The sequence below is a fragment of the Ghiorsea bivora genome (assembly GCF_000744415.1).
Classification (GTDB): domain Bacteria; phylum Pseudomonadota; class Zetaproteobacteria; order Mariprofundales; family Mariprofundaceae; genus Ghiorsea; species Ghiorsea bivora.
In genome coordinates this window covers 36,559-59,799 of the sequence record NZ_JQLW01000007.1, presented here as the reverse complement: position 1 = coordinate 59,799, position 23,241 = coordinate 36,559, and the positions used below count along the sequence as shown (strand labels likewise).

32 protein-coding genes are annotated in these 23,241 nt (G+C 41.2%); 4 read left to right on the top strand and 28 right to left on the bottom strand.

The genetic code is table 11. The annotated features are described in order from the left end of the window. Positions 1 to 66: 66 nt before the first annotated feature. Positions 67 to 288: an addiction module protein gene (locus tag DM09_RS04725; RefSeq protein WP_038248066.1), complete on the top strand. Its 222-nt coding sequence runs from the start codon at positions 67 to 69 to the stop codon at positions 286 to 288. Between the two features lie 307 nt (positions 289 to 595). Here the strand turns inward: DM09_RS04725 and dinB are convergent, their stop codons facing one another. From dinB to truC, 4 genes are read right to left on the bottom strand one after another with little or no spacing between them, the layout of a single operon-like run. Then, positions 596 to 1,675 (bottom strand): DNA polymerase IV, encoded by a 1,080-nt coding sequence (gene dinB, locus DM09_RS04720; RefSeq protein WP_038248064.1) that lies wholly within the window; start codon positions 1,673 to 1,675, stop codon positions 596 to 598. 37 nt (positions 1,676 to 1,712) lie between these two features. Then, on the bottom strand, positions 1,713 to 2,075 hold the full coding sequence (locus DM09_RS04715) for a hypothetical protein (RefSeq protein ID WP_038248061.1): 363 nt from the start codon (positions 2,073 to 2,075) through the stop codon (positions 1,713 to 1,715). 2 nt (positions 2,076 to 2,077) lie between these two features. Then, complete coding sequence (locus DM09_RS04710) at positions 2,078 to 2,449, bottom strand: peptidoglycan-binding domain-containing protein (RefSeq protein WP_038248058.1); 372 nt, start codon at positions 2,447 to 2,449, stop codon at positions 2,078 to 2,080. Positions 2,450 to 2,461: 12 nt separating this feature from the next. After that, on the bottom strand, positions 2,462 to 3,211 hold the full coding sequence (gene truC, locus DM09_RS04705) for a tRNA pseudouridine(65) synthase TruC (protein WP_038248055.1): 750 nt from the start codon (positions 3,209 to 3,211) through the stop codon (positions 2,462 to 2,464). 72 nt (positions 3,212 to 3,283) lie between these two features. Here truC and DM09_RS11065 point away from each other — a divergent pair, with 72 nt between their 5' ends. Genes DM09_RS11065 through DM09_RS04690 form a run of 3 tightly spaced genes read left to right on the top strand, consistent with a single transcriptional unit; the run spans position 3,284 to position 4,791 of the window. Further along, positions 3,284 to 3,841 carry an acyloxyacyl hydrolase gene (locus DM09_RS11065; RefSeq protein ID WP_051938158.1) on the top strand — a complete coding sequence of 186 codons (558 nt, stop codon included), beginning with the start codon at positions 3,284 to 3,286 and terminating at the stop codon, positions 3,839 to 3,841. Beyond that, a complete protein-coding gene (locus DM09_RS04695) occupies positions 3,838 to 4,107 on the top strand; it encodes a VF530 family protein (protein ID WP_038248051.1) in 270 nt (89 codons plus the stop codon). The genes DM09_RS11065 and DM09_RS04695 overlap by 4 nt, the downstream gene beginning before the upstream one ends. Before the next feature lie 12 nt (positions 4,108 to 4,119). Then, entirely contained in the window at positions 4,120 to 4,791 is a 672-nt protein-coding gene (locus DM09_RS04690; RefSeq protein WP_038248047.1) for a spermine/spermidine synthase domain-containing protein, read from the top strand. A 170-nt stretch (positions 4,792 to 4,961) separates the two neighbouring features. On the opposite strand, the gene secB is transcribed toward DM09_RS04690, so the two are convergent. The 24 genes from secB to DM09_RS04580 all read right to left on the bottom strand — a co-directional run bounded on the left by secB (position 4,962) and on the right by DM09_RS04580 (position 23,240). Continuing rightward, positions 4,962 to 5,438, bottom strand: a complete 477-nt coding sequence (secB, locus tag DM09_RS04685) for a protein-export chaperone SecB (protein ID WP_038248045.1) — start codon at positions 5,436 to 5,438, stop codon at positions 4,962 to 4,964. Between the two features lie 99 nt (positions 5,439 to 5,537). Further along, positions 5,538 to 5,759 (bottom strand): hypothetical protein, encoded by a 222-nt coding sequence (locus tag DM09_RS04680; protein WP_038248043.1) that lies wholly within the window; start codon positions 5,757 to 5,759, stop codon positions 5,538 to 5,540. Next, positions 5,756 to 6,361 carry a methyltransferase domain-containing protein gene (locus tag DM09_RS04675; RefSeq protein ID WP_038248041.1) on the bottom strand — a complete coding sequence of 202 codons (606 nt, stop codon included), beginning with the start codon at positions 6,359 to 6,361 and terminating at the stop codon, positions 5,756 to 5,758. Before DM09_RS04675 ends, DM09_RS04680 begins: the two co-directional genes overlap by 4 nt. Before the next feature lie 94 nt (positions 6,362 to 6,455). Then, complete coding sequence (locus DM09_RS11855) at positions 6,456 to 6,554, bottom strand: hypothetical protein (protein ID WP_232507771.1); 99 nt, start codon at positions 6,552 to 6,554, stop codon at positions 6,456 to 6,458. 16 nt (positions 6,555 to 6,570) lie between these two features. Beyond that, entirely contained in the window at positions 6,571 to 6,837 is a 267-nt protein-coding gene (locus DM09_RS11545; RefSeq protein ID WP_157753600.1) for a hypothetical protein, read from the bottom strand. Then, on the bottom strand, positions 6,834 to 7,640 hold the full coding sequence (locus DM09_RS04670; protein WP_157753599.1) for a hypothetical protein: 807 nt from the start codon (positions 7,638 to 7,640) through the stop codon (positions 6,834 to 6,836). Before DM09_RS04670 ends, DM09_RS11545 begins: the two co-directional genes overlap by 4 nt. 4 nt (positions 7,641 to 7,644) lie before the next feature. Continuing rightward, positions 7,645 to 8,436, bottom strand: a complete 792-nt coding sequence (locus DM09_RS04665) for a sulfite exporter TauE/SafE family protein (RefSeq protein WP_232507750.1) — start codon at positions 8,434 to 8,436, stop codon at positions 7,645 to 7,647. Positions 8,437 to 8,817: 381 nt separating this feature from the next. Further along, entirely contained in the window at positions 8,818 to 9,510 is a 693-nt protein-coding gene (locus DM09_RS04660; protein WP_038248035.1) for an MBL fold metallo-hydrolase, read from the bottom strand. A 69-nt stretch (positions 9,511 to 9,579) separates the two neighbouring features. Continuing rightward, positions 9,580 to 9,999 carry a rhodanese-like domain-containing protein gene (locus DM09_RS04655; protein WP_038248033.1) on the bottom strand — a complete coding sequence of 140 codons (420 nt, stop codon included), beginning with the start codon at positions 9,997 to 9,999 and terminating at the stop codon, positions 9,580 to 9,582. Between the two features lie 4 nt (positions 10,000 to 10,003). Continuing rightward, positions 10,004 to 10,315: a rhodanese-like domain-containing protein gene (locus tag DM09_RS04650; protein WP_038248032.1), complete on the bottom strand. Its 312-nt coding sequence runs from the start codon at positions 10,313 to 10,315 to the stop codon at positions 10,004 to 10,006. Between the two features lie 79 nt (positions 10,316 to 10,394). After that, positions 10,395 to 10,784: a rhodanese-like domain-containing protein gene (locus DM09_RS04645; protein ID WP_038248030.1), complete on the bottom strand. Its 390-nt coding sequence runs from the start codon at positions 10,782 to 10,784 to the stop codon at positions 10,395 to 10,397. A gap of 78 nt (positions 10,785 to 10,862) precedes the next feature. Continuing rightward, complete coding sequence (locus DM09_RS04640; protein ID WP_038248028.1) at positions 10,863 to 11,507, bottom strand: Crp/Fnr family transcriptional regulator; 645 nt, start codon at positions 11,505 to 11,507, stop codon at positions 10,863 to 10,865. Positions 11,508 to 11,527: 20 nt separating this feature from the next. Further along, positions 11,528 to 11,923 (bottom strand): rhodanese-like domain-containing protein, encoded by a 396-nt coding sequence (locus DM09_RS04635; protein WP_038248459.1) that lies wholly within the window; start codon positions 11,921 to 11,923, stop codon positions 11,528 to 11,530. Between the two features lie 3 nt (positions 11,924 to 11,926). Beyond that, on the bottom strand, positions 11,927 to 12,142 hold the full coding sequence (locus DM09_RS04630; RefSeq protein ID WP_038248026.1) for a YgaP family membrane protein: 216 nt from the start codon (positions 12,140 to 12,142) through the stop codon (positions 11,927 to 11,929). A gap of 33 nt (positions 12,143 to 12,175) precedes the next feature. Beyond that, positions 12,176 to 12,481, bottom strand: coding sequence for an ArsR/SmtB family transcription factor (locus DM09_RS04625; protein ID WP_198401652.1), 306 nt, complete (start codon positions 12,479 to 12,481; stop codon positions 12,176 to 12,178). A 201-nt stretch (positions 12,482 to 12,682) separates the two neighbouring features. Next, the gene (locus DM09_RS04620) at positions 12,683 to 13,444 is read right to left on the bottom strand and encodes a methyltransferase domain-containing protein (RefSeq protein ID WP_038248022.1); all 762 of its coding nucleotides are present in this window, start codon (positions 13,442 to 13,444) and stop codon (positions 12,683 to 12,685) included. Beyond that, entirely contained in the window at positions 13,445 to 14,095 is a 651-nt protein-coding gene (coq7, locus tag DM09_RS04615) for a 2-polyprenyl-3-methyl-6-methoxy-1,4-benzoquinone monooxygenase (RefSeq protein WP_051938156.1), read from the bottom strand. It lies immediately after the preceding gene. A 40-nt stretch (positions 14,096 to 14,135) separates the two neighbouring features. After that, entirely contained in the window at positions 14,136 to 14,840 is a 705-nt protein-coding gene (locus DM09_RS04610) for a M48 family metallopeptidase (protein ID WP_038248020.1), read from the bottom strand. Between the two features lie 11 nt (positions 14,841 to 14,851). Beyond that, a complete protein-coding gene (locus DM09_RS04605) occupies positions 14,852 to 15,601 on the bottom strand; it encodes an SDR family NAD(P)-dependent oxidoreductase (protein WP_038248018.1) in 750 nt (249 codons plus the stop codon). After that, positions 15,598 to 16,428, bottom strand: a complete 831-nt coding sequence (gene hisJ, locus DM09_RS04600; protein WP_038248016.1) for a histidinol-phosphatase HisJ — start codon at positions 16,426 to 16,428, stop codon at positions 15,598 to 15,600. Before hisJ ends, DM09_RS04605 begins: the two co-directional genes overlap by 4 nt. Next, positions 16,425 to 18,941 carry a hybrid sensor histidine kinase/response regulator gene (locus DM09_RS04595; protein ID WP_051938155.1) on the bottom strand — a complete coding sequence of 839 codons (2,517 nt, stop codon included), beginning with the start codon at positions 18,939 to 18,941 and terminating at the stop codon, positions 16,425 to 16,427. The genes hisJ and DM09_RS04595 overlap by 4 nt, the downstream gene beginning before the upstream one ends. 22 nt (positions 18,942 to 18,963) lie before the next feature. Next, the gene (locus tag DM09_RS04590) at positions 18,964 to 20,493 is read right to left on the bottom strand and encodes a methyl-accepting chemotaxis protein (protein WP_081881095.1); all 1,530 of its coding nucleotides are present in this window, start codon (positions 20,491 to 20,493) and stop codon (positions 18,964 to 18,966) included. 72 nt (positions 20,494 to 20,565) lie between these two features. Further along, positions 20,566 to 21,033 carry a chemotaxis protein CheW gene (locus DM09_RS11060; protein ID WP_051938153.1) on the bottom strand — a complete coding sequence of 156 codons (468 nt, stop codon included), beginning with the start codon at positions 21,031 to 21,033 and terminating at the stop codon, positions 20,566 to 20,568. Next, entirely contained in the window at positions 21,033 to 23,240 is a 2,208-nt protein-coding gene (locus DM09_RS04580) for an ATPase, T2SS/T4P/T4SS family (RefSeq protein WP_038248014.1), read from the bottom strand. Before DM09_RS04580 ends, DM09_RS11060 begins: the two co-directional genes overlap by 1 nt. Position 23,241 lies beyond the last annotated feature (1 nt).

The window sequence follows — 23,241 nt, the reverse complement described above, 5'->3', positions numbered from 1 at the left end:
ATTTGACAGCCTCCTACTTTTCCTATCAGATAAGCCTTGTTCAAACTTACACACTGGAGGTTCAATATGTCCGCTCAACTCAAACAAGTGATTCAACATATCGAAACCCTTTCCTCCGATGAAAAAGCCTTGGTAGCGCACTGCCTTATTTCTTCGCTAGAAACCAAACATGATGACAATGTGGATAACGCATGGGGCGAGTTGGCACAAAAGCGGCTTGCTCAGCTTGAATCGGGAGAAACACAAGGCGTACCTTGGAGTGAAATTAAAACGAATATTACGCAATAATGCCTAAGCTTCTTTTTCATCCTGATATTGCGCATGAAGTGAAAGCTTCATACGACTGATATCAAGAGCAGGCTCAAGGATTGGGTGATGATTTTCTCAATGAATTGGAGCTGCTTATGAAACTATTGAAGCAATGCCTCATACTTGGCCTAAATTTCAACAGTATTTTCGTAGGTTTTTATTGAATAAGTTCCCTTTCTCTATCATTTATCACTTAACGCCAAACACGATTTATGCGGTAACCATTATGCATCACAGCCGAAAACCATATTATTGGGAAGGCCGCTTACCCAAAAGATAAGTAACGTTAAACGCCTAAACCCAACTGCACATCAGCCTGCTTAGCTCCTTCACCTTGTTGGTTAAACCCACTCACCGTAAACCCCACTAGCCGTACAGGTTTGATGCCTGCTTGGGTATTTGCCAGCAGTTTAGGGATAAGTGTTAAGGCTTGGGTTTGGCTGATGATGTTTGGCTCTGTTTTACTGCGGGTGACCTGTTTAAAATCAGCGTATTTTACTTTGATGGTGATGGTTTTACCTTGCAGCTTGTGTTTGTTCAAACCCTGAAACACAAGTGCTGCCAACGCTTTGAAGTGACCAAGCAACACATCCACATCCTTAATATCTTGGGCAAAAGTGGTTTCTTTACCCAACGATTTGCATTCTCTAAAGCTTTTGACTGCCCTTTCATCAACGCCTCTGGCGATGTTGTAGTAATACGCAGCAGACTTGCCGAAATGCGGCTTTAAGTCGTCCAAAACCCATGTTTTGAGGTCTGCACCTGTGTGTATGCCTAAAGCTTTCATCTTTTTGGCTGTGGCTGGGCCAACACCGTAGAACTTCTCTATGGCTAAGGCTTGCACAAAAGCTGCGCCCTGCTTGGGTGTGATGACATATAAACCATCGGGTTTATCCATATCCGATGCGATTTTGGCTAAGAATTTATTGTAGGACACGCCTGCCGATGCAGTTAAACCTGTATCCTGCTTAATCTCGGCTTTGATGGCTTGGGCAATCTTGGTGGCGATACCATCAAATGCGGCGGTGTAGCTCACGTCTAAATATGCTTCATCCAAGGATAAAGGTTCCACTTGCGCTGCATAACGCCAAAACACCTCACGAATCTTTGCCGATGCTTCCCGATAAGCTTCAAAACGCACAGGCACAAAGATGGCTTGCGGACAAAGGCGATAGGCTTGCGAGCATGGCATGGCGGAATGAATGCCAAACTTACGCGCTTCATAGCTACACGCCGCTACCACACCTCTTGAATTGGGTTTGCCACCCACAATCAGCGGTTTACCACGGTATTCAGGATTATCCCGCTGCTCAACGGATGCGAAAAAGGCATCCATATCGACATGAATAATTTTACGTTGTTTCATAAAGACCTACGCGGGAATGACGAATTGAGGCACACATTCAAACCAACTCAGGAATTTCTACTTCAAGCATATCTTTATCACCCATAGGTAGCTCGGATACACATAATAAAGTGAATACCTTCAATCTTGATAATGCGGCTTTTTGTGCTTGGGTTACATATTCAATATTATGAATTATAACAATAACTTGCCCTGATAAAGTTAAAGTTTCTTTGAACCAACTACCCCACTTATTTTGCTCACGTTTAAGGTCAATTTTCTGCACTTGAACACCCGCTAACAGTGGCAACATATCTTCCAATGTTTGCCGCCGTCCTCTCCCGTGTGGTGCGTATAAATTGACAGATTCCCCTGCTAATAAATGGTCAGCAAGCTGTTTCATAAAGGCAGGGCGTAACATGTTTAAATCAAACTGCTCGGTGTCACTTTGTTCTTTTCTTTATCCCATTCTTCTTGGCTGAACACACCTTTAGCGGTGAGCAAACGCACCAAAGCATCCAACTCTTTTTGGTTGCTTGGCATCATCTTACTTTTGCTTGGTCTTTCATCATCCGCAGGCGCTGGCGCACCGCCTGACATTTGTTTCATCAATGCCTCATCCACAATACCTGTTGGTTTTAAACCCTGCTGCTTTTGAAAGCTTTTGACCGCGTCGCGGGTATCCACACCAAACAATGCCTTTTGGTCTTTAATCTCATAACCCATGCGCTGCAACACCGATTGCAGTTGGCTAATACTTTTACCACGCATAAAGATTTTTAATGCTCGTGCCATGTGTGTCTCTCCTTAAACCTTATCCGACCAACGCAAACGCTGAAGCACGCTTGTAAAAACATCATCCAAACCCGCTTCAATACATATCTTCTCATAGGATACAGGATGCTCAAAGCTTAGAGATGTTGCAGCCAGCAGCAAGCGATGACAGTTCATCTTATCTCTAAACATCTGATTATGTTTGCCATCACCATGCGTAGTATCGCCCACGATGGGATGAAAGATATGTTTAAAATGCCGCCGCAATTGATGTTTTCTCCCTGTTTTTGGTGTTAAACGAACCAGACTATACCTTGAAGTATTATAACGCCCTACTGGCTCATCAAGCTCAACCGTGGCAAGCCGCTGATAATGTGTTACCGCATCTTGTGGCGCTTTATCCTGCTTGGCTTGTTTGTCGCTTTTTTTATCCAATTCTTCTTTGAGGGCATAATCGATGATACCGCTTTCATCCGTGAAACCGCGTACTACGGCAAGGTAAGTCTTTTCAATGGTGTGTGCTGCAAACTGTTCACCCACTTGTTTGGCGGTGTCAGGGTTTAAAGCAAACAAAAGCACACCCGATGTCGGTTTATCCAAGCGGTGCACAGGGTAAACATGTTGCCCGACCTGATTGCGCACCATTTGCAGGGCAAAGCGGGTCTCATGTTTATCAATCATGGAGCGATGCACCAACAAACCCGAAGGTTTATGCACTGCAACCAAGTATTCATCAGCATATAATATATCCAACGCTAGTTCTTTTGTCTGATGAAGTAACATAGGCAAAGCTTATGTCGAGCTGATTCAATTAAATAGTAGAATTTTATAACATCAGCTTCATGATAACGACTTATGAAAATGAAAATACGCCAATTAATCTCCTTGTATTGCTTTGTATGCCTAAGTTTAACTTCCCCTAACTTAGCCAAAGCCGCCAGTTTCATACCTCAAGAAGTTGCCGTAAGTTATGGGCATGGCATTGATGTGAATCAGTGGCTACAAATTGATTTTATTCAACATGTCACACCACCTTTACATATTTTAGAAGAATATTTACATGAACCCTATTTGGACATTGGTATTGCCAAAAGCTGGTGGGATCGAAGCAATGAAACGGCATATCATCTTTCAGCAAACCTTATGGTACGCAGTCAAAGTATAAATACCGAAGCAGGCAATTTCTTTTTTGAAGCAGGTTTTGGGCCTCACCTATTTTCACGCCCTGCAAAAACCAACCGCTTAGATACCGCTTTTGAATTCAATTCGTTTGTTGGTGTTGGTATTGAGCTCAACAGTGAGTGGTCTTTCATTGCTAGGGCTAGACATTTATCCAATGCTGGCATTACAGAGCCTAACGCAGGGGTAAACCTTTATTTATATCAACTCCACTATAGGTTTCAACAACCATGAATCAACGCACTCAGCAAGACCCTATGCACGGCAAAACCCTGAAAATGATATTGGAAGAACTGGTATCATACTATGGCTGGGGTGAATTGGGCATATATGTCAAAATTCGCTGCTTTAATATGAACCCATCCATCAAATCCAGCCTCGCTTTTTTACGCAAAACACCATGGGCAAGAACCAAAGTTGAAGCTTTATATAAAGAAATGTTGGATGAGAAGAATGGTAAGCCAAAAGCAAACAACAGCCCATGGCCAGATGTTGAGTAAACAGGATAAAAGATGAGACCATGGAAACTATTGGATAGTACCACTGTTGCTGGTGAAGCACATGATATGAAGTTATATCAACGGGGTGATGAGTATTCAATCAAAACAGGTTATTCCGAATTGATGAACAGCCGCATGCATTCTTCTGAGGATATTCTAGCCGAGCTTGGTTGCAAACCTATTCGCCACAAAACCGATGCCCATATTCTCATTGGTGGTCTGGGTATGGGTTTTACCTTGGCTGAAGCATTAAAACATTCACACAAACAAGCTAAAATTACGGTCGCAGAGCTTGTGCCCGCCGTGATACAATGGAATCAAAGCCATCTCGCAGCACTTGCAGGGAACCCATTGCAAGACAATCGTGTTTCCGTGTTTCAAGGCGATGTGGGGCTGCTGATGCGTGACAACAATAATGAATACGATGCGATTTTGCTTGATGTCGATAATGGACCAGAGGGTTTAACGCGCCAAGAAAATGGTACTTTGTATAGTCTCAATGGTCTTAAAGCTGCGAAAAAAGCTTTAAAACCTAAAGGTATTTTTGCTGTGTGGTCTGCATTTCCTGAGCCACGTTTTACCAAACGTATGAAACAAGCTGGTTTTCAAACCACAGAAGTCCCATGTCGTGCGCATAGTAAAAAAGGCAGTAAACATATGGTTTGGTTGGGTGTGAACGCTTAAGGAAGCGTTGATTTATTCAGTGCTTCCGTACAGCCCGTCCATGGGCTGCCAAATCAATAGCGTAAGCGTTTGACTTGTAAGAGAAAGGAAAACCGCGCTTTTCCTTTCTCGACCTGATTTTTGGCAGGATGCCGATAAATCAGTATCTCCTTAATTGCACCCCACCACGATTATTGTACAGTTACGTTTTCTTTTTCTTTGACCTCTTGCAGCTTGGCTTGATACAATGCATTAAAGTTTACAGGCTCAAGCGTAAACGGCATAAACCCACCATCTACACTTAATTGACTAATAATTTGGCGTGTATATGGAAAAATAATCGTTGGACAATCCACATTCAAAAGCAAAGGAATGTGCTCTTCAGGAATATTATGGAAGAAAAATACGCCTGCCTGTTCTACTTCAATTTCAAACACCAATTTATCCGACTCTTGTACCCGAGTTTCCGCATTGATTTTAATGATCACTTCCCAATGTTCATCGTTCACCTTGCGATGCGATAAATCCATGCTCATTTTCACTTTAGGCTGCTTATTGGCTTCAGCAAACACCTCTGGAGAATTTGGATTTTCAAAAGAAATGTCTTTTACATAAATCCTTTGTAAATTAAAGATTGGTGTATCATCTGTTGCTTGTTGTTCAGCCATGTTTCCCTCTCGATATGATTATTGGACGAAGCTTAGCAAATTTTATGCTTAAAACTATTTTGTATTTCAAAATAGTAAAACAAGAGCCTTTCATAAAGACTACTTTTCCTTTTGTGAAAGGAAAAATTTTGTTACCAGCAAAATCATGGGTAACAAATGCCAAAATAAATCGAATATATCCAGTGGTTTACTAAGTTTACCTGCCATAAACATATCAAACTTTTGCACCAAATGTGGCTCAGCTTGAAAAGGTGCAAATGCCATAAAAACAGCCATGATGAACAACAATGGATACGGTAAACTCTTGATAAAACTCTTCATGTTTTCTTCACCAAAATATAACCCAGCTCAAAACGTGGTGACACACTATCTTTGCCACGTTCTGTCATAAAAGGAGGTCCTTCTTGCCAATGCCACAGTTCATCAGGAAACAACTGCTTAACATCCATCAAATCACAATGAAATGGAGGGCCTCCAACATCACCTGTTTGCATCAAATTTAACAACAACTTTCCATTGGGTTTTAACCAGCCATGGACAGCTTGGGCATACTTTTCACGTTCTGAAGGGGCAATGGCACATAAACATGTTTGCTCATACACCACATCAAAACGTTCAGCGGCTTCATAGGCAAAAATATTTACACATGCCGTGTTGGCTTTTACGGCTTCATCTTTCAACCTTTGCTCAAGATGGCTGATGGCAGAAGGAGCGATATCCAAGGCTGTAACTTCATAACCAAGCCTCGCCAGCTCAAGCACTTCATAACCACGGCCACAACCAGGAATCAAAACGCTTTTTACACGCTTGAATGCACCTTTAGCCATAAAACTATGCAATGCAGGACTAACTTCTCCTCTATCCCAACCCGTATCTTGCGCTTGATATAAGGTTTCCCAGTCTGGTATGTTCACAATTGACATTTTTAAATCTCCTAAAATTATTTGGGAATAAAAGCCCCCGACCTTTTGCTAATAGTCTGCATTATCAGGGTGTTCCGCTAACATACGTTTCTCTTCAAGCTTTGAGCCTATGATAAAATATAGGCTTACAACCAGAACAAAGTAAAAGCTGACCATAGTATGCCCATAAAAACAACATAAATCCTATATACATGGGGTGACGAATATATTTAAACACGCCTTGTACAATTGTCAGTTTGTTGCACTGCTTTTTTCAAGCCCAAGAATACCGCACCATCAATAGGCTGCAATACCGCCAAAACAATACAGCCAGACAAACGTGGCAGCACCCCTACCCGTAAATAAAGCAGCCTATAATGGTGTATTTGCAAGCCAAACTGATAGGCATACTTTTTGACCGCTTGGCTTACCAAAAGACTGTGTACCGCCGCAAACGCAAACGTGTAGAGCCAAATAAGTAAGGGCGTTGGGCTCACTTAATATTTTTCGGCTCGGTTTGTCCCAATGCTGGATAAAACACCAGTTTAAACACACCATCATTGGCATCAAAATGTTTACCTGCAAACATCACTTCACGCAAAGTTTTTATATCATCTGCATTGAAGTAAACTGATGACACCAAGTGTTGTTTACCTTGAACCAAGCGATATAACTGATGCTTAAAGCGAATACCACCATTGGCACGGTTAACAATCGTGTAGTTTACTGCGTATGGATGTTCACCCAGCTTATAAGTTGCCAACAGTGTATTGATGTTTCTCTCTTTCAACACGACAGAACGAATCACCTGAAATCCCCACTTAGGCACCAAGGTATCTTGGAAAAAACGTTCTTGAGTTAAATCTTTGGTTTGCAAATGCCCTTTTTTATGCCCAGACCACACAAATTGAATATCTACAGGCTCACCATCAATATCTACCTTAAAGCCAAACACACCTATTTGCTTCAAAAAAGCCAAGCGGTTCAAGGCAAAAAATAAATAACCAAGCTTATGCCCCTGCGCATCTTTAACTGTAATATCGAGATTGGTAGGATAGGAGCGATTTGCCGCAAGTTTCTTATATTGCATATCCAAAACATAAGCCTTTCCCCCCTTGCTTCTAAAATTCACCACAATATGAGTTTTGCCTTCACCAATATCACTTAGCGCAAGCCGCTCTTGCGTATTAAAAGCTGAGCCTTGAATATGCAGAGCAAAAGGATATGTAGCGGCATAAGCCCATTGACCCCACAATTGGCTCCACAATAAACTCAACAACAAAGGTAGTATCCATTTCATGTTATCAGCCCTCAAATACTTCACGAAGTAACATCGCAATGCCCATAATCAATACAAAATAGCCAAAGATAGGTTTAAGTTTATTACCGTCAAGGTTACGACTCAAGCGCTCACCAATAAGTGCACCAATAATCGATAAACCGGTAACTTCAAACAATAAAACCCAATCAATGACCATGCCTGATTGAATGTCACCAATAAATCCTAAGATAGATTTAAAGGCAATAATCATCAATGATGTACCCACGGCCTCTTTCATACCCAAACCTGCAAGCACAACCAAAGCAGGAATAATTAAAAAGCCACCACCTGCACCAACAAAACCTGTCACAGAACCTACAACCAACCCTTCAACAGCAATCAAAGGTAAATTCAGCTGTTTTTTCTCACCTGCGGTATCAACTTTTGAAGGTTTAATCATTGCATAAGCTGCCATAATCATAATCACTGAAAAAACAATCAATACCAGCGCATCTTTACTCAAACTATAATCACCAAAATTGGCAATATGTTCAGGAAGCGCAGGCATAAGTAACAGCCGCACACTATAAACACCAATAAAGGCTGGGATAGCAAAAATAAAACCCATTTTAAAGCGTATCAAATCTTTTTTATAATAAGAATATGCACCAAAAAGAGCTGTAATACCCACAATAAACAAAGAATATGCTGTCGCTTCAGAGGCTGAGACACCCATCAAAAATACGAGGATAGGTACCGTTAATATCGAGCCGCCAGCACCAAATACACCCAGTGTCATGCCCATAAACACAGCACTTATTAATCCAAAAATCATCATTGTTTCCATTGGTTTATACTCTCACTATATCAATTATTTTTTTAGAAAAAGCGGGATTGTTATATAGATAACAACCCCGCTTATGTATCCAAGAAAGCGCTTAAATTATTCACCTAGTTTTTCGCCTTTAAGCAATACATCCCAATAGAACTTGGAAGTACATACTCACCTACAATAATAATTGTATGTTTCACGCTTCCCTCCTCCATTTTTCCTTGGGAAAGCTCTAAACAAGTCCAAATAATGTAATTTGGGTTCGAAATATTCAAAGTCTAGGTGTAAAGCGCACGTCATAGCTAGGTTATTAAGAAGGTTTACAGCGCACAATACAAATTGATGACTGTTCAGAGCCTTCGTAGTTCAAGCCCCTCTTTGTTATTAACCTTGCCCTTCAATCAAACCGCAAACCTGATTTGCAGGCACTGCTTTTTGAATGTGTTTAGGCATAGGCAAGTTTAAATTGTTCATCAAATCGACAAAACCCTTACGCCCTAACTTCACCCGTGGATTGAGTGTTTTTTCTTCGGCAATGGTAGACATGGTCATACCTTTATAATCATGACCTGGATAAACTTCTTTTTCATCTCCCAAAGGGAAAATCTTTTCAGTGATTGAGGTATATAATGTGTCCGCATCACCTGCTTGGAAGTCTGTACGTCCACAGCCTCGGATAAACAATGCATCACCTGTAAACACTTTGTTTTCGCACACAAAAGTTAAGCAGCCTGATGTATGACCTGGTGTCGTTAATACTTTGACTTCCAAGTCACCCAGCTTAAGCACATCATTATCATTCAAATGAAGGTCAGCACAATCAACGTTTTCCGATGCTGCCACGCCTGTTTGACAACCTGTGCGTTCACGCAACATGCCTGCACCTGTAATATGATCAGCATGTACATGTGTTTCCACTGCATACTTTAATTTCAAACCAAGCTCTGCAATCAAAGCAGCATCACGCTCCACCTTTTCCAGTACCGCATCAATAATCAATGCTTCTTTTGTAGCTTCATCTGCTACAATATAAGTATAAGTCCATGTTGCTTCATCAAACAGTTGTCTAAAAATCATGATTATCTCCTTATGGATATGTTTATTGCATAAAAAAGGCAGCCTACGTATTTGTAGGCTGCCTTATGATTATTTTTCTACGGGGTAACCCGCTTTACGCCATCCAGCCATACTTTCGGGTAGATTTTCAACATGAAAACCTGCTTTGGCTAACATTGCCGATGCCTTGGCTGCCCTGACACCTGCTTCACAATAAACATAGAGTTGTTTGTTTTTAGACAACTCATTCATGCGCATTGTAATATCTGAAACAGGAATATTCACCGCACCGGGAACATGACCAGCCTTATATTCTTTAGCCGTGCGCACATCAACAAATGCAAAGGGTATCTGCGTGTGTTTGCCTTGGCTCCAATGTTGATACGCATGAGTAATCGATGCATTTTCATAACCTTCTGCTGTCACTTCACCCATACCACAAGCCGTCGCTTGTGTTGAAAATAACAACATCACCGCAAACACCGCGATCATTTGTTTTTTGATAAACATGCTCTTATCCTTGTGTTGTTGGATAGCCTGCTGCTTCCCACGCTATAATACCACCCATCACATTGGTTATATGTTTATAACCTTTTTGCATCAATAATCTTTGTGCTTGTCCAGAGCGCGCACCAGACCGGCAACTTAGATAAATATTTGCATCCTTGGGTAAATCCAATGTATCAATTTGGTCCAAGGGGTGGTTTTTTACCAATACACAATCTGCTCGTAGTGCTGCAAACTCTTCTGGGGTTCGCACATCAACCCAATAATCAAAATCACCTGTTTCTACAACATGATGAAAATCTTGTACTGAAATTTCCACGTTTTTCTCTCCTTCTTATGCAAAGATATGCTAATATTACAGGCGTATAATTATATTAGCAATAGTTAATATAATTATACTACTTTTCTGTTGGTAAACCAGCTGAGCGCCAACCACGCATACTCGCTTTCATACTTAATACATTGGTATAACCTTGGTTAACCAAAAGTTCAGCAGCGCGAGTCGCTCTAACCCCAGACTCACAATAGACAACAATCTTTTTATCTTTAGGAACTTCATTCAGCCGATTGGCTAATGTTTGAACAGGAATAAGTTTAGCATGAGGAACATGCCCGCTTTGGTATTCCCCTGGCGTACGCACATCCAAAAAGATGGTACCTTTATCTTGATCTTTTACCAATTGATAAGCATCCGTCACAGAAATAATACTGTAACCTTGTGGCTCACCTTGGTCACAAGCCGACAAAAATAATGATAATAACAATACAACAAATATATTACGCTTCATATGACACCTCTATCATCGCTCAACTATTAAAACAGCTTGCGTATCATAAACATGCGCATCAATTGTTCAGTGACAATGTTACCTTGGAGCAGCAACAAGGTTTTGCAAAGCCTCAATATCTAATATTTGAACTTTGTTTCGACTTAAGTTAACCCAAGTCTTTCGCTCAAAATCCTTGAGTAAACGGCTAATTACCTCACGCACAGTACCAAGTTCAGTGGCAATTTGTTTATGCGTACAACAAATTAAACCCTTATTTTCTTGTTGATATTTGAGTAGAAATTTTGCCAACCGCACATCCATACGTCCAAAAGCCACATCTTCTAAAAGTGCCATCAAATCTGAAATGCGCCGCCCAATATTTCGCATGACACATTGCCTAAAACTAGCGGACTTAATCAGCATCTCATCAAATGCTGAAATGGATAACACAAGCATCTCAACATCTGTCTCAGCAACACCCTCGGCGGAATATGGCTGTTTACCCAACACACAGATGGTTGTAAGCATACAGTTTTGCCCTTCTTCAACACGATATAGAAGAATTTCTCTACCATTGGGGTCATTTTTCTGCACACGAATGGATCCAGATGTTACCAATACATATGTATTACACGCATCACCATCATGAAATATAACTGAGCCAGCAGGCACACTCACCGTATTGGCACCCGCTTCTTGCATCAGCCATAAAGCATCATCACATTCAAAAGCTTGAGGCAAACTAAACGACCAACTTCAAATCACTTTCTTGGCAGTTGCGCAGCGCACCAGCTGCCAAAACCACCCGCAAAATTATAAACATCTTTATGACCCGCTTTTGCCGCTATGCTCGCTGCCATGGATGAACGCATACCTGATGCACAAATCAAAATCAGCGGTTTATCTTTGGGTATTTTATGCATTTTTTGCTCAAACTCATTGAGTGGAATATGAATGGCATTGGCAGGTCGCCCACCATTCCATTCACCTGTTGAGCGCACATCCACCAAAGTATGTGCTTCATCAAAGTCAGGGTAAGCCCCTGCTGTCATCTTTTTAATGCCTAACATTTTTGGTCGCACCACCCTTGCATAAAGCATCCACCCGACAATCGCAAACGCAATAACGAGCGGTAAGTTATCTTGAACCCATGCCATCACTTAGCAACTCTTGCAAGCAGCTTCAGATTTAAGGCCAAGTTTTTTTAGGATAATGCCCATCAAACACCATTGGGTAATGCCTGATTGGAAAAGGTTAGCACCTACAAATAAGGTGAACCATAACCAAGTGGGTTCATTCAATGGTGCACCCGACAAAAATACGGACAACATGATAAAAAATCCTGCTACGATATGAATAATACGTTCTACTGACATTTTAATACTCCTTTTTTATTTCTTTATGATTATTTATCGACTGCAAACATCTGGACAATAAATGTTTTGCAACGCTTGTAATAAGGTCTCAAATTGTGGATTTGCAATACTATAATATACTTGCTGACCACGTTTTTCATGGTTCAAAATACCCATCATACGCATTTTTGATAAGTGCTGTGACAGATTAGACTGTGAAGAACCTGTGCGTTCAATCAAGTCGTGAACACAAAGTGGACCATCCATCAAATGACATAACACAGATAAACGCACTTCGTGCGCGATGGCTTTCAAACCTTCACTTGCTGTTTGTATTTGTTCTTTCGGTATCATTTCCATAACCCGAAGCATAAATGAAGATTATTATATTAGCAATAGATGATATAAGATGGTTTATTAACTGACTTAATGATTACCCAGAAGCTTTGTTTGCAACGAATTTAAAAGACATTGTAGCTATGCTTAGCAACAATGAATGAAAGATTTATTCCGAATAAAGAGGCAAGCAAGGCTACCATAGTATTTCATGAATCATCAGGTTTAGCTCTTTTGACAAACAAAATGAATATAACGACCCATATGTATATATGGCTCAACTTGTGAATACGCAAGCTCCATCGCAAGCACATCGGCATCTGATGTGTTTCCACCCCGTTTGATACCTACATAATCAGAAAAAACACGAATGCCACTTTGCTGAACAACAGTAAAACCATGCTCAGCAAGTTTCGACCTAACCCAAGCAGGTTTAACGGGGTTGGGTGGTGTTAAACCACCTTTCATACCTGAAAATTCTTTGTTTTTTATTTTATTAAAATTACCGCGAATAAGGTTATGAAATACCAAAGCATCCAAATTATAAAACATTAGTGACACAAAACTATGCTGCTGGGTCAGCTCTGCAAGCTTCTTCATCAATATTTCGGGGTGACTTAACCATTCTAGTACAGCATGACAAAGCACCACATCGTAAGCACGATTATCCAAGTCTTGAAATGCACCATGCTGCCATTCTATTTGATCAGCAACATTCATTTGCTCTGCTTGTGCTCTAGCCACAGCCAACATGCGTTCAGATATATCATTCATACAGACTTGGTGACCTTGCGCTGCCAGTTGCACACCCATTTGACCAAGCCCTGCCCCCAAATCAAGCACAGACAAACCACTCTTTCCCCAACGCGGCACAACTTGCTCTAAATCACGGTTGAGTACAGCAAGTCTTATTTTACCCTTTTGGCTACCATAAATTTTCTTTTGAAAATGTTCTGTTAAATCATCAAAGTTGGTATCAGCACTCATTTATATTTTTTCGGATAAACCTGTCATCACTTTGGATGTTAATTTCATACCTGATTTGACCACATTTGGCAACTTAGCAGCGCCCAAATCTTCTGCCAAGTGAGCATGACCCAGCTCATCGGTTTTCATTTGTTCGACGATGGCGCGGCTGCGTTTATCTTCTTCAGGTAAGTTTTGCAAATGCCCTTCTAAATGCGACACCACTTGGTATTCCGTTTCTGCTAAAAAACCCAAATTCCATCTATCTCCCACTGCACCTGCTGCCATGCCAATGGCAAATGAACCCACATACCACAACGGATCAAGTTTGGAGGGTTGTTCACCCAACTCTTGCAAGCGGGTTCTACACCAATTCAAATGATCAACTTCTTCATCGGAGGCTTGTTGCAGTTTGTCTTTCAATGTTGGGTCACGCGCAATTAAAGCTTGCCCATGATACAAGGCTTGTGCCGCCATTTCACCTGCATGATTGACCCGCATCAACCCTGCGGCTTTCTTTTTTTGTTCAGCGGACAAACTGTCTTCACCCACTTGCTCAGCTGGATACGCTCGGTATGCCGTTTGCGGGCAAAAAATATTGTTTAAAGCTTTATCAATATGCCCTATTACAGTATCTGCCAAGTTATATTGGCGAAAATCATCTTTTTTCATGGCAATATCATTACCTTTTCCTTTTTGTTATGCAAGCGCATCACAACTGCTCTGTCAGCCAAGCAGGGACATGTTTTGTATATTGTTTTAATAAACGCCTATTTTCTTTGTATTCAGGCTCAAACTTTTCGACCTCTGCCCAAAATGCTTTGGAATGATTGAGGTGCTTTAAATGTGCCAACTCATGCGTCAGCACATGCTGCACCAAAAAATCTGGCAAAAATAATAATGCTGCATTTAAGCTTATATTGCCTTTTGCCGAGCAGCTTCCCCAGCGTTTTTTTTGTAATCGAATACTTACTGACTGATAATCAAGCCCCATCACTGCTGCCGTTTGCGCTAAACAAACATTCAAATATAATTTAGCTTGTTGTTTTAACCATCGTCTTAAAGCACCTTGTAATGCTGCTTTGTCTTCAAGGTTGCCTATTAAAGTTAACGTATGCTGCTCTTTTGACGTACGCAACCTGCCTTTGCCCTCTTCATACTTAACCAACCAAGTTTGTGTTAAGGCAGGAAGATATATTTGCTTCGGCAACACAACGCTATGCTTAGATTTATCACCAATGGCTTGAAGATGTTTTAAAACCCACGCTGTATGCGTTTGCAACATATTCGATATACCTCGTTGCGACATCGTATGTGGCCAAACCAATACAACATCACCATATACATTAATTGTGATTCTAGGGCGTTTGGCTCGTTTGGATAAGCGTAGTTTCCATGCAAAGGGTGTATCTGGCACTGATATAAGTGTTATTTTCTAAGGTAATATGCCATCAAAGACAACGATAAAAATCGAGGCATTAATTTCTGAATACACCACAATAATTTGTGCCGCCAACCCGGAACACAATAACCACCACCCGCCTGCAATGTTTGTAGCGAAGCACTTACCACCTTCTCGGCTGATGTACTGAATGCACCGCCTTTACCTTTGGGTGCGCCAGATATATCCCTAAATCCTGTGGGTGAAGGACCTGGCGCCAAAGTGACGACACGAAGCTCTTGTTGATGTTCGGTACGAATGGCTTCACTCCAAAATGTCATCCCTGCTTTGACGGCGGCATACGTTGCCATATAAGGAAGCGGAGTCTCCCCGGCTAAGGAAGAAACGTTAATCATAAACCCTTGATTACGCTTTAATGTTGGAATCAATGCATGGGCAAGCATGACTGGCGCAATCAAATCTACGCGCAACACATCAACCTGCGCCACACATTCAGTTTCAGCAAAGCCGCCCCACACACCAAAACCCGCATTATTCACCAAACCATATACATCTTCTTTGGCAAGCGTATCGATCAAATCTTCTGTTTCTTTGCGTGAAGATAAGTCGGCAAACACAAACTGATGACGCTCTGGATATTCAAGCGCATCCAACGTGAGTTTTAAGCGGGCTTTATCGCGCCCATGCAATAACAAAGCATAACCTTGTTTTTCAAGTTGAATGGCAAACTCAATGCCAAAACCACCCGAAGCACCTGTAATTAATACAGTTTTCATACTTGCTCTACAAAGGAAAACATCTTGCGTTGACGCTTATGAAAACAAGCAACCTCTACAGCACCAAATTGATGTAATAGCTGCAAACAAGTCTGCATTGCATGACCAACTTCTGCTGGCGCATGTGCGTCAGACCCATAAACAAAAGGAATACCAAGCGCTACGGCTCGCTCAACCATTCCGACGTGCGGATAAATTTCTTTAACAGGCTTTCTCAAACCCGCAGAACTTATTTCTAGGGCGACATCTGCTTGTTTTACTGCTTGTAACATCTTATTTTCAGCTTCTAAAACTGCAACAGACCCTGTAGGTGCACGGTGACCGAATTTTTTAATCAAATCAGGGTGACCAATACTATCAAATAAACCACTTGCTGCCGACAGCTCAACCAATCTAAAGTAATCTATATAGGCTTGCTCAATGTCACAATGTTCAAATTGACTGACTTCATCAGGATTATCAAAACCCCAATCGCCAATAAAGTGAACCGAACCCATCAAGTAGTCCCAATCATAATAAGCGGCTAAATACTGGATATACGCCTCTGCGCCCTCATAATAATCCACTTCAAGCGCAGCCTTAATCAACAATTTCCCTTTAAATTTCTGCTGTGCTGCTTCAAGTTCTTCAAGAAAGGAATCAAGCTCAGATTCATCCATACGCCATGCTTTATCAAAACCATTGGGCATAGGAGAATGGTCAGACATGCCTATTTCTGTCAGCCCAGCATCTACTGCAGCTTGTGCATATTCATCAATTGTACCCTTGGCGTGATTGCAGCGAGGCGTGTGCATGTGGTAATCAGGCACAGGTAAAAAACGTGTCATTGTATGCTTTTAGGCTTATCAGTTGTCGAAGCAATACCCCTTTCTTCTACAAGCAGTGGGCCAACCAAAGCTTTCACTGTTGCAATAATGGAATCTGCATCGAGATGTTGTTTAACCAAGTATGAATCAGCACCAGCTTCAAGCGCCCGCAAGCGGTCTTCTGAGCTTTCTCGGGTTGAAATCACCATTATAGGCAAGTCTTCATATTGGGGCTGATTACGGATTTGGCGAACCAAACCAAAACCGTCCAAACGTGGCATTTCTAAGTCCGTAACAATCATATCATATGTTGAGGATTCTAATTTTTCCAACGCATCCATACCATCAATCGCTGTTTCAACCACAAAACCTAAGTTTTCAAAAATACTTTTTTCAACTTCTCTGGCAATAAGTGAATCATCAACCAACAATACATTAAAACGTAACTTATCTTCTTCTTTAAGTACAATATCTATGACTTGGTTTGGAGAGGTTCGACCCATTTCCTTGATACCATATGGCTCAAGAAGCATCATCACTGAACCATCCTCTACAATGGTGTTACCCATCAAACCTTGTGGTTGGTAACGCTTGATATATGGGTCTAAGTCATGCACCACCACTTCGCCATCACCCAACAATTCATCCACTAAAATACCAACAAAACCTTCAATGTGTTCGGCAACAATAATATAAGGTGTATCTGATAAATTCATATCACTGCCATACATCATAGGGCGTAAATCAACAATAGGCACTTGATGGTTATCATAACTTAAAAAGCGTTTACCAGCTACACCATGCGTAATATTTTTTTCGTTATAAACAATGGCTTGTTCGATCAGGTGGGTCAACATACCATAACGCTGTCCACCAATCTTAAACATCAATGCTTCTTGTACAGCAATACTAATAGGCACTGAAATAATAAAGCGCGTACCCTGCCCCACTTCCGAATGAATTTTAATTGAACCTGTCAGCTTACGAATAGCATCCTGAACAATATTCATACCAATGCCACGACCTGCCATCTCATCCACTTCTTTTAACGTTGAAAAACCAGGTCTAAAGATAAGCTCTAGTACTTCAGCTGAATCCATCAAATCAATCTCATCTTGCGTGGTTACCCCACGCTCAACAGCTGCCTTGCGAATAACATCAGGATTAATTCCACGACCATCATCGATAACTTCAATTTGTACTTCACTACCATTTTGCCGTGCAACAATCGTTACTTGCCCACTTTCGGGTTTACCTAAACGTTGGCGCTCATCACTATCTTCAATGCCATGTGCCACAGCATTATTCAAAAGGTGAATCAGCGGCTCAACCAATGATTCAGCCACGCCTTGGTCCATTTCAACGGATTTACCATCCACAACCAACTGCACACGTTTACCAATTTTAGATGCTATATCTCGTACAGCACGGGGAAAGGTTGCAAACACACTATCAAGTGGTCGCAACATAAGCGCTAAAACCTGATCCCTCAACTCCTTTAAAGTCAAACTTTGATGTTCAACCTGAAACCTTGATTCTTCCATCAATTGCTGTGTCTTGCGCAACTGATCTTCAATCAAACTATCCATCACCTTTAATGATGCCGCCATACTTGGTTGTTGCGCAAACTTATAACGCATCTGTTGCCATTCTCGTTTCAACAGTCGCAATCCCAACTGTGCTTCTTTGAGCTTTTGATCGCGTTGCCCGTGGCGACTTTGTGCCGTACTCATTTCAATAATATGGTGTGATAATGCTTCTAAGCGCTCTGCATCAACACGCAAGAAACGCCCTGAACTTTTTCGTTCACCCACGGCTTTTTTATCATCAAAGTTTGATACAGGCCTAAAAGGGGATTCTGACTCAAGTATTGGTATCTCAAAAACAGTTTCTTCATTAAGGCTGTCTACAATAGAGTCTTGCCCAGCCTCTTGCTCTTTTGATTCTGGAAAAGCAGATGCCAATTCTACATTAATATTGGTCAAACTTAGCTCATCATCAGCTTCAATATTTACATCAATGTGTTCGTGACTATTTGTTAAAGTTTCAGAATCTACGGCATTTAAAGCTTCTACTTCTTTAACCAAAGACGTTGCTAAGTCTTCTTGGGGCTTCTGGTCTGCTACAACCGTCTTTTCGCCACCTTTCTTCAATGCTTCGATCACCTCGGCAAACTTTACTTCAGCTGCTTTAGTATCAATAAGCTCAGGGTTATCAACATCTGCCAGGCGTTTTTCTAATAAATCATGCAAATCATATAAAAACTGTAGCGCCAAAGGCTGTTGCCAATCTCCATGTTCAATAAGGGCTTCCACCATATCTTCAAACACATGGGCAATGCGACCAATATCATTCACACCTAACATCAGCGCCGAACCTTTAATGGTATGGGCATCCCTACGCATTGCAACCAAACCAGCTTCATCCAAAGAACCTGATTCAAAGGCAACCAAGGCCTGATTAATAGCGCTTAAGCGCTCTCTAGCTTCATCAAAAAATGATGCGAGAAAATTCGATAAGTCAAAATCAGCCATGGTTTATAATTGAAAGACGCACTTAAACAAATTTCTTTAGTTCATCGGCAACAACGTTAAGTTGCCCTGCCGAATCACGTGATTTTTGCATCTGTGCAGCTGAATCTTGCAATAATGTTGAAATATCTTTCATGGTATCCACAAACTCCTGACTGCTTTCACTTTGCTGTTTGGTTGCAAGTGCAATCGTATGTACCGCTTTACTTGTTTTCACTGACATATCCTGCATACGCTCAAGTGCAACACCTGCACGGCGTGCAATTTCCACACCCTTAGCAACCTCTTCTAAACCTTCTTGAGTTACTTCAATCGATGCACTGGTTGATTGATGTACATCATTCACCACGATTTGAATTTCTTCTGTAAATTCACGGGCGCGCTCAGATAAGCGACGAACTTCACTAGCAACCACAGCAAAACGCTTACCAAATTCACCAGCCGCAGCAGACTCAATTGAAGCATTTAACGCCAACAGATGTGTTTCATCAGCAATCTCTTGAATCGAATCAACAGATTCAAGAATCTGCTCTGCTTTTTGCCCCGCATCCGTTACTTTTTCTGCAATTAAGGTTACTTCCTCACGAATTTTATCCATGTAACCAATGGCTTCATTCACCGCTTTCACACCTTCTTCTGCAGCATGAGATGTCGCCGAAGCTATACGTTCAACACTGGTGGCTGTTTGGGCAATTTTTGTTGATGCACCAGACATTTTACTCAATTCATCCGTTACATTAACCACGATATCTGCTTGGGTATTAGATGCTGTAGCTTGCCTATCAACAGACATCAAAATATCCTCAGATGAGAAAGCAACATTTTGCGCCGCACTACTAATATGATTGGTGATATTTGAGGTAAACAATCGGCTTAAGTAAACCAATAATAACAAAATAGCGAGAATGACCGCAATATTAATCCAAGTTAGCCATGACATTTGTGTTTCTTTAGCAACCACTTCTTGACTCAGCACTTGGCTAACATGGGTTGCAATCGTATTCACTTTATCTTGTCCTACAAATACCAAACTTTGCGCAACAATTGCAATACTACCAGCCTGATCAAAAGGAATAGCACCTGAAATAATATCATTTGCTAAGCTTCCCACTTCTGTCATTAAGTCTTTCACACTTTTAAGTTCTTTTTTATCTGCTGTTGATAAACCTGAAAACGCAGATACTTTTTTATATAAGTTTTGGAAGGCTGCATTGGCTCGTTTAACCTTTTGTACATCACCTTCATTTTGTGTCATAATATAATCATTCAATGGTAAAAGAACATTGGGTAAGGTAGCTCTAAATTTTTCAATTTGAACCTGCTGCCCGTAAATTACCGCTAAAGATTCCATGTTTTTGGAAGCCTGAAAGGATGTAAACAACACGGTTGCACCAAGCACAGCAAAAAACAAAACTGACCAAATCATATTGCGACGTGCTAGCGTTCGAATATTAACCTTGGCTTTTTCTGAGGTTTGGGTTTCTGATGTTTGGTTTTCCTCTTGTTCAGTACCTTCAACAATCTCTTCTGCCTGAACTTGCGTAACATCACTCATATTTCGTACTCCATTTCAATTTTCAAACTTCATCCACACTTACTACTTTTTTAACGGTTGGAAACAGTAACCTTATTCAAACAAGGCTTCAACGCGCAGAATAGGCAATGGTCCATATTTTGTCTGCAAAGTACCCTGAATATACGTTTTTTCCTTCGTTTTCTCAATATCAGTTGGTAAAATACGCAACAAATCCAAGACCTCTTCAACCCAGATACCCAAATGTACCCGGGCATGACGTAACAACAAGAATCGGCTAGCACTTGTTTCAGCTTGCAACTTGTGTGACAGACGTAATGTTTTACCAGGGTCAACAATGCAGAAAATTTGCCCTCTCGCATTGGTTACACCCAACAAATGATCGGGCGCCATAGGCACTGGGGTAAGTGAAAGTGGTCTGATAACACTTAACACGCTAGCCACAGGCAATAAGAACATCTCGCCATTCAAAACAACCCGCATATATTCAACCAATTCAGAATGTTCACCTACAGTGGCATCCTTAGCTGCTTGAAGCTTATCTAAATTTAGCTCTGCCATTATACCTGCCTCTGTTGGGCTTGTCTCACCCTTTCATACATTTGTAAAATTTTTCGGACACGTGCTTGCAACTTCATTGGCTCCACAGGTTTGATAATATAATCATCTGCCCCAGAATCTAGACCCAATACTTCATCATCTTCATCATGCCGCGATGTTAACATCACAACTGGAATATCATCATACTTACTTTGTCTACGCACTTCTTGGACAAACTCAGGGCCTGTCATATTGGGCATATCATAGTCCACAATTGCCAAAGCAACTTGCGGTAGCGCTTGTTTAAGCAAATCTAACCCTTTCCTCCCATCTTCAGCTTCAGCAATATCAAAACCTTCTGACTTTAAGATAAAACCAACTAGGCTACGAATACTTTTAGAATCATCAATTAATAATATTGTATTGCGTTTGGTATCTTCTTTTGGTGCAAGCTGCCCTTGATCTCTCGCCTCATTAGCTTGCCCCAAAGACATAAGGTTTCCATCACTGTCAATTCTATCTTGAAAACTAAAATCCTCAGGAGCTATCGATAGCCGTGTCACTTCTGCTACACTGGTTACACCTTGTAACACCTTATTCATACCATCTTCAAACAAGGCATACATACCTTCTTCACGACAGACTTGCATCAACTCTTGGTCGGATACACCGTTCGCAATGGCTTTCCGCACCCTATCGTTAACATAAAGTGTCTCATGCACACCACAACGACCCTTATAACCAATATTCAAACACTTATTACAACCCACGGGTTCATAAATCTCTAAATCTTCAGGCATATCATACTTGGCAATCATTTCAGACGTAGGTGTCGTCTTTTTCTTACAACTAGGACATAAACGCCGTGCCAAACGTTGGGCAACAATAATGTTTAAACATGATGATAATGCAACGGGGTCTGCCCCCATTTCCACCAAACGACTCACCGTAGAAGGCGCATCATTGGTATGTAAAGTAGACATCACCAAATGCCCTGTTTGCGCAGCATGTAAAGCAATATGGGCTGTTTCCTCATCTCGAATCTCACCCACCATCACCACATCAGGGTCTTGGCGAAGAATAGAACGCAATGCCGCAGCAAAAGTCATACCTGATTTGGCATTAACTTGCACTTGATTCAAACCTTTGATTTGAAATTCAACAGGATCTTCTACAGTAACAATATTTGTTTCTTCATCATTAATATGGTGCAAAAATGAATAAAGCGTAGTTGTTTTACCCGAACCCGTGGGCCCTGTGACCAGCACCGCCCCTGTAGGCCTTGTAATCGCGTCTCGAATACGCTCATCAGCCTTTTTCTCAAACGCCAACACATCCAAAGATAATGATAAGCCTGATTTATCAAGGATACGCATAACGATTTTCTCACCATGCATCGAAGGTAATGTCGAAATACGCATATCAAAACTTTTACTCATAAATTTCACACGAGTACGGCCATCTTGTGGCGTTCGTGTATTCGATATATCCAACTTGGACATAATTTTAATGCGTGAAACCAACATAGGATGTGCTTTATGCGGAAAACTCATCACAGAGCGCAAACGACCATCTACCCGCATTCTCACCAAACTTTTTCCATCTGCAGCTTCAATATGAATATCCGAACTACCAATTTGCATCGCTTTAACAATAATACCATTCACCAATTTGATAATTGGAGAACCTTCCGCACCTTTTTTTAGCGCATCTAGGTCTGAAGGTGCACTATCAGCTTCCGTATCATCTTCCTCAATAGAGGCAAAAGCTTGGGTATCATCCATATCCCCCATAACATCATCAAAAGATCCATATAATTCGCGAATTTTCTTTTGAATAAGCGTAGGACTTGAGAAAACAGGCCGCACACGTTGTCCCAGCTTAAATTGCAAGACATCTATACCTGCATAATCCATGGGATCTGCAGTTGCAATCACCATCTCACCTGCATTTAATGCAATCGGTACAAAGCAAAACTCTTCACACAATTCTTCAGGACACTTCTCTAGCAGCAAAGGCTCAACTTCAACCTGCATAGGGTCAATAAATGGCACTTTATAAACCTTCGCCAATGCCATCAAAAGTTTATCCCCGTCAATATCAGGAATATCTAAAAGACCAAGCAAAAGACCAGCTTTTTGCCCTTTGTTCCCCTTCATTGCTTCGGATATTTGCTCTTGTGTAACAAGACCAGTGGCAATTAATTGCCGCTGCTGCTTAAGAAGCATA

Coding starts and splice junctions, on each gene's coding strand:
- DM09_RS04725 (WP_038248066.1), top strand. CDS start 67: ATGTCCGCTCAACTCAAACAAGTGATTCAACATATCGAAACCCTTTCC.
- dinB (WP_038248064.1), bottom strand. CDS start 1,675: ATGAAACAACGTAAAATTATTCATGTCGATATGGATGCCTTTTTCGCA.
- DM09_RS04715 (WP_038248061.1), bottom strand. CDS start 2,075: ATGTTACGCCCTGCCTTTATGAAACAGCTTGCTGACCATTTATTAGCA.
- DM09_RS04710 (WP_038248058.1), bottom strand. CDS start 2,449: ATGGCACGAGCATTAAAAATCTTTATGCGTGGTAAAAGTATTAGCCAA.
- truC (WP_038248055.1), bottom strand. CDS start 3,211: ATGTTACTTCATCAGACAAAAGAACTAGCGTTGGATATATTATATGCT.
- DM09_RS11065 (WP_051938158.1), top strand. CDS start 3,284: ATGAAAATGAAAATACGCCAATTAATCTCCTTGTATTGCTTTGTATGC.
- DM09_RS04695 (WP_038248051.1), top strand. CDS start 3,838: ATGAATCAACGCACTCAGCAAGACCCTATGCACGGCAAAACCCTGAAA.
- DM09_RS04690 (WP_038248047.1), top strand. CDS start 4,120: ATGAGACCATGGAAACTATTGGATAGTACCACTGTTGCTGGTGAAGCA.
- secB (WP_038248045.1), bottom strand. CDS start 5,438: ATGGCTGAACAACAAGCAACAGATGATACACCAATCTTTAATTTACAA.
- DM09_RS04680 (WP_038248043.1), bottom strand. CDS start 5,759: ATGAAGAGTTTTATCAAGAGTTTACCGTATCCATTGTTGTTCATCATG.
- DM09_RS04675 (WP_038248041.1), bottom strand. CDS start 6,361: ATGTCAATTGTGAACATACCAGACTGGGAAACCTTATATCAAGCGCAA.
- DM09_RS11855 (WP_232507771.1), bottom strand. CDS start 6,554: ATGTATATAGGATTTATGTTGTTTTTATGGGCATACTATGGTCAGCTT.
- DM09_RS04670 (WP_157753599.1), bottom strand. CDS start 7,640: ATGAAATGGATACTACCTTTGTTGTTGAGTTTATTGTGGAGCCAATTG.
- DM09_RS04665 (WP_232507750.1), bottom strand. CDS start 8,436: ATGATTTTTGGATTAATAAGTGCTGTGTTTATGGGCATGACACTGGGT.
- DM09_RS04660 (WP_038248035.1), bottom strand. CDS start 9,510: ATGATTTTTAGACAACTGTTTGATGAAGCAACATGGACTTATACTTAT.
- DM09_RS04655 (WP_038248033.1), bottom strand. CDS start 9,999: ATGTTTATCAAAAAACAAATGATCGCGGTGTTTGCGGTGATGTTGTTA.
- DM09_RS04645 (WP_038248030.1), bottom strand. CDS start 10,784: ATGAAGCGTAATATATTTGTTGTATTGTTATTATCATTATTTTTGTCG.
- DM09_RS04635 (WP_038248459.1), bottom strand. CDS start 11,923: ATGGCATGGGTTCAAGATAACTTACCGCTCGTTATTGCGTTTGCGATT.
- DM09_RS04630 (WP_038248026.1), bottom strand. CDS start 12,142: ATGTCAGTAGAACGTATTATTCATATCGTAGCAGGATTTTTTATCATG.
- DM09_RS04625 (WP_198401652.1), bottom strand. CDS start 12,481: ATGGAAATGATACCGAAAGAACAAATACAAACAGCAAGTGAAGGTTTG.
- DM09_RS04620 (WP_038248022.1), bottom strand. CDS start 13,444: ATGAGTGCTGATACCAACTTTGATGATTTAACAGAACATTTTCAAAAG.
- coq7 (WP_051938156.1), bottom strand. CDS start 14,095: ATGAAAAAAGATGATTTTCGCCAATATAACTTGGCAGATACTGTAATA.
- DM09_RS04605 (WP_038248018.1), bottom strand. CDS start 15,601: ATGAAAACTGTATTAATTACAGGTGCTTCGGGTGGTTTTGGCATTGAG.
- hisJ (WP_038248016.1), bottom strand. CDS start 16,428: ATGACACGTTTTTTACCTGTGCCTGATTACCACATGCACACGCCTCGC.
- DM09_RS04595 (WP_051938155.1), bottom strand. CDS start 18,941: ATGGCTGATTTTGACTTATCGAATTTTCTCGCATCATTTTTTGATGAA.
- DM09_RS04590 (WP_081881095.1), bottom strand. CDS start 20,493: ATGAGTGATGTTACGCAAGTTCAGGCAGAAGAGATTGTTGAAGGTACT.
- DM09_RS11060 (WP_051938153.1), bottom strand. CDS start 21,033: ATGGCAGAGCTAAATTTAGATAAGCTTCAAGCAGCTAAGGATGCCACT.
- DM09_RS04580 (WP_038248014.1), bottom strand. CDS start 23,240: ATGCTTCTTAAGCAGCAGCGGCAATTAATTGCCACTGGTCTTGTTACA.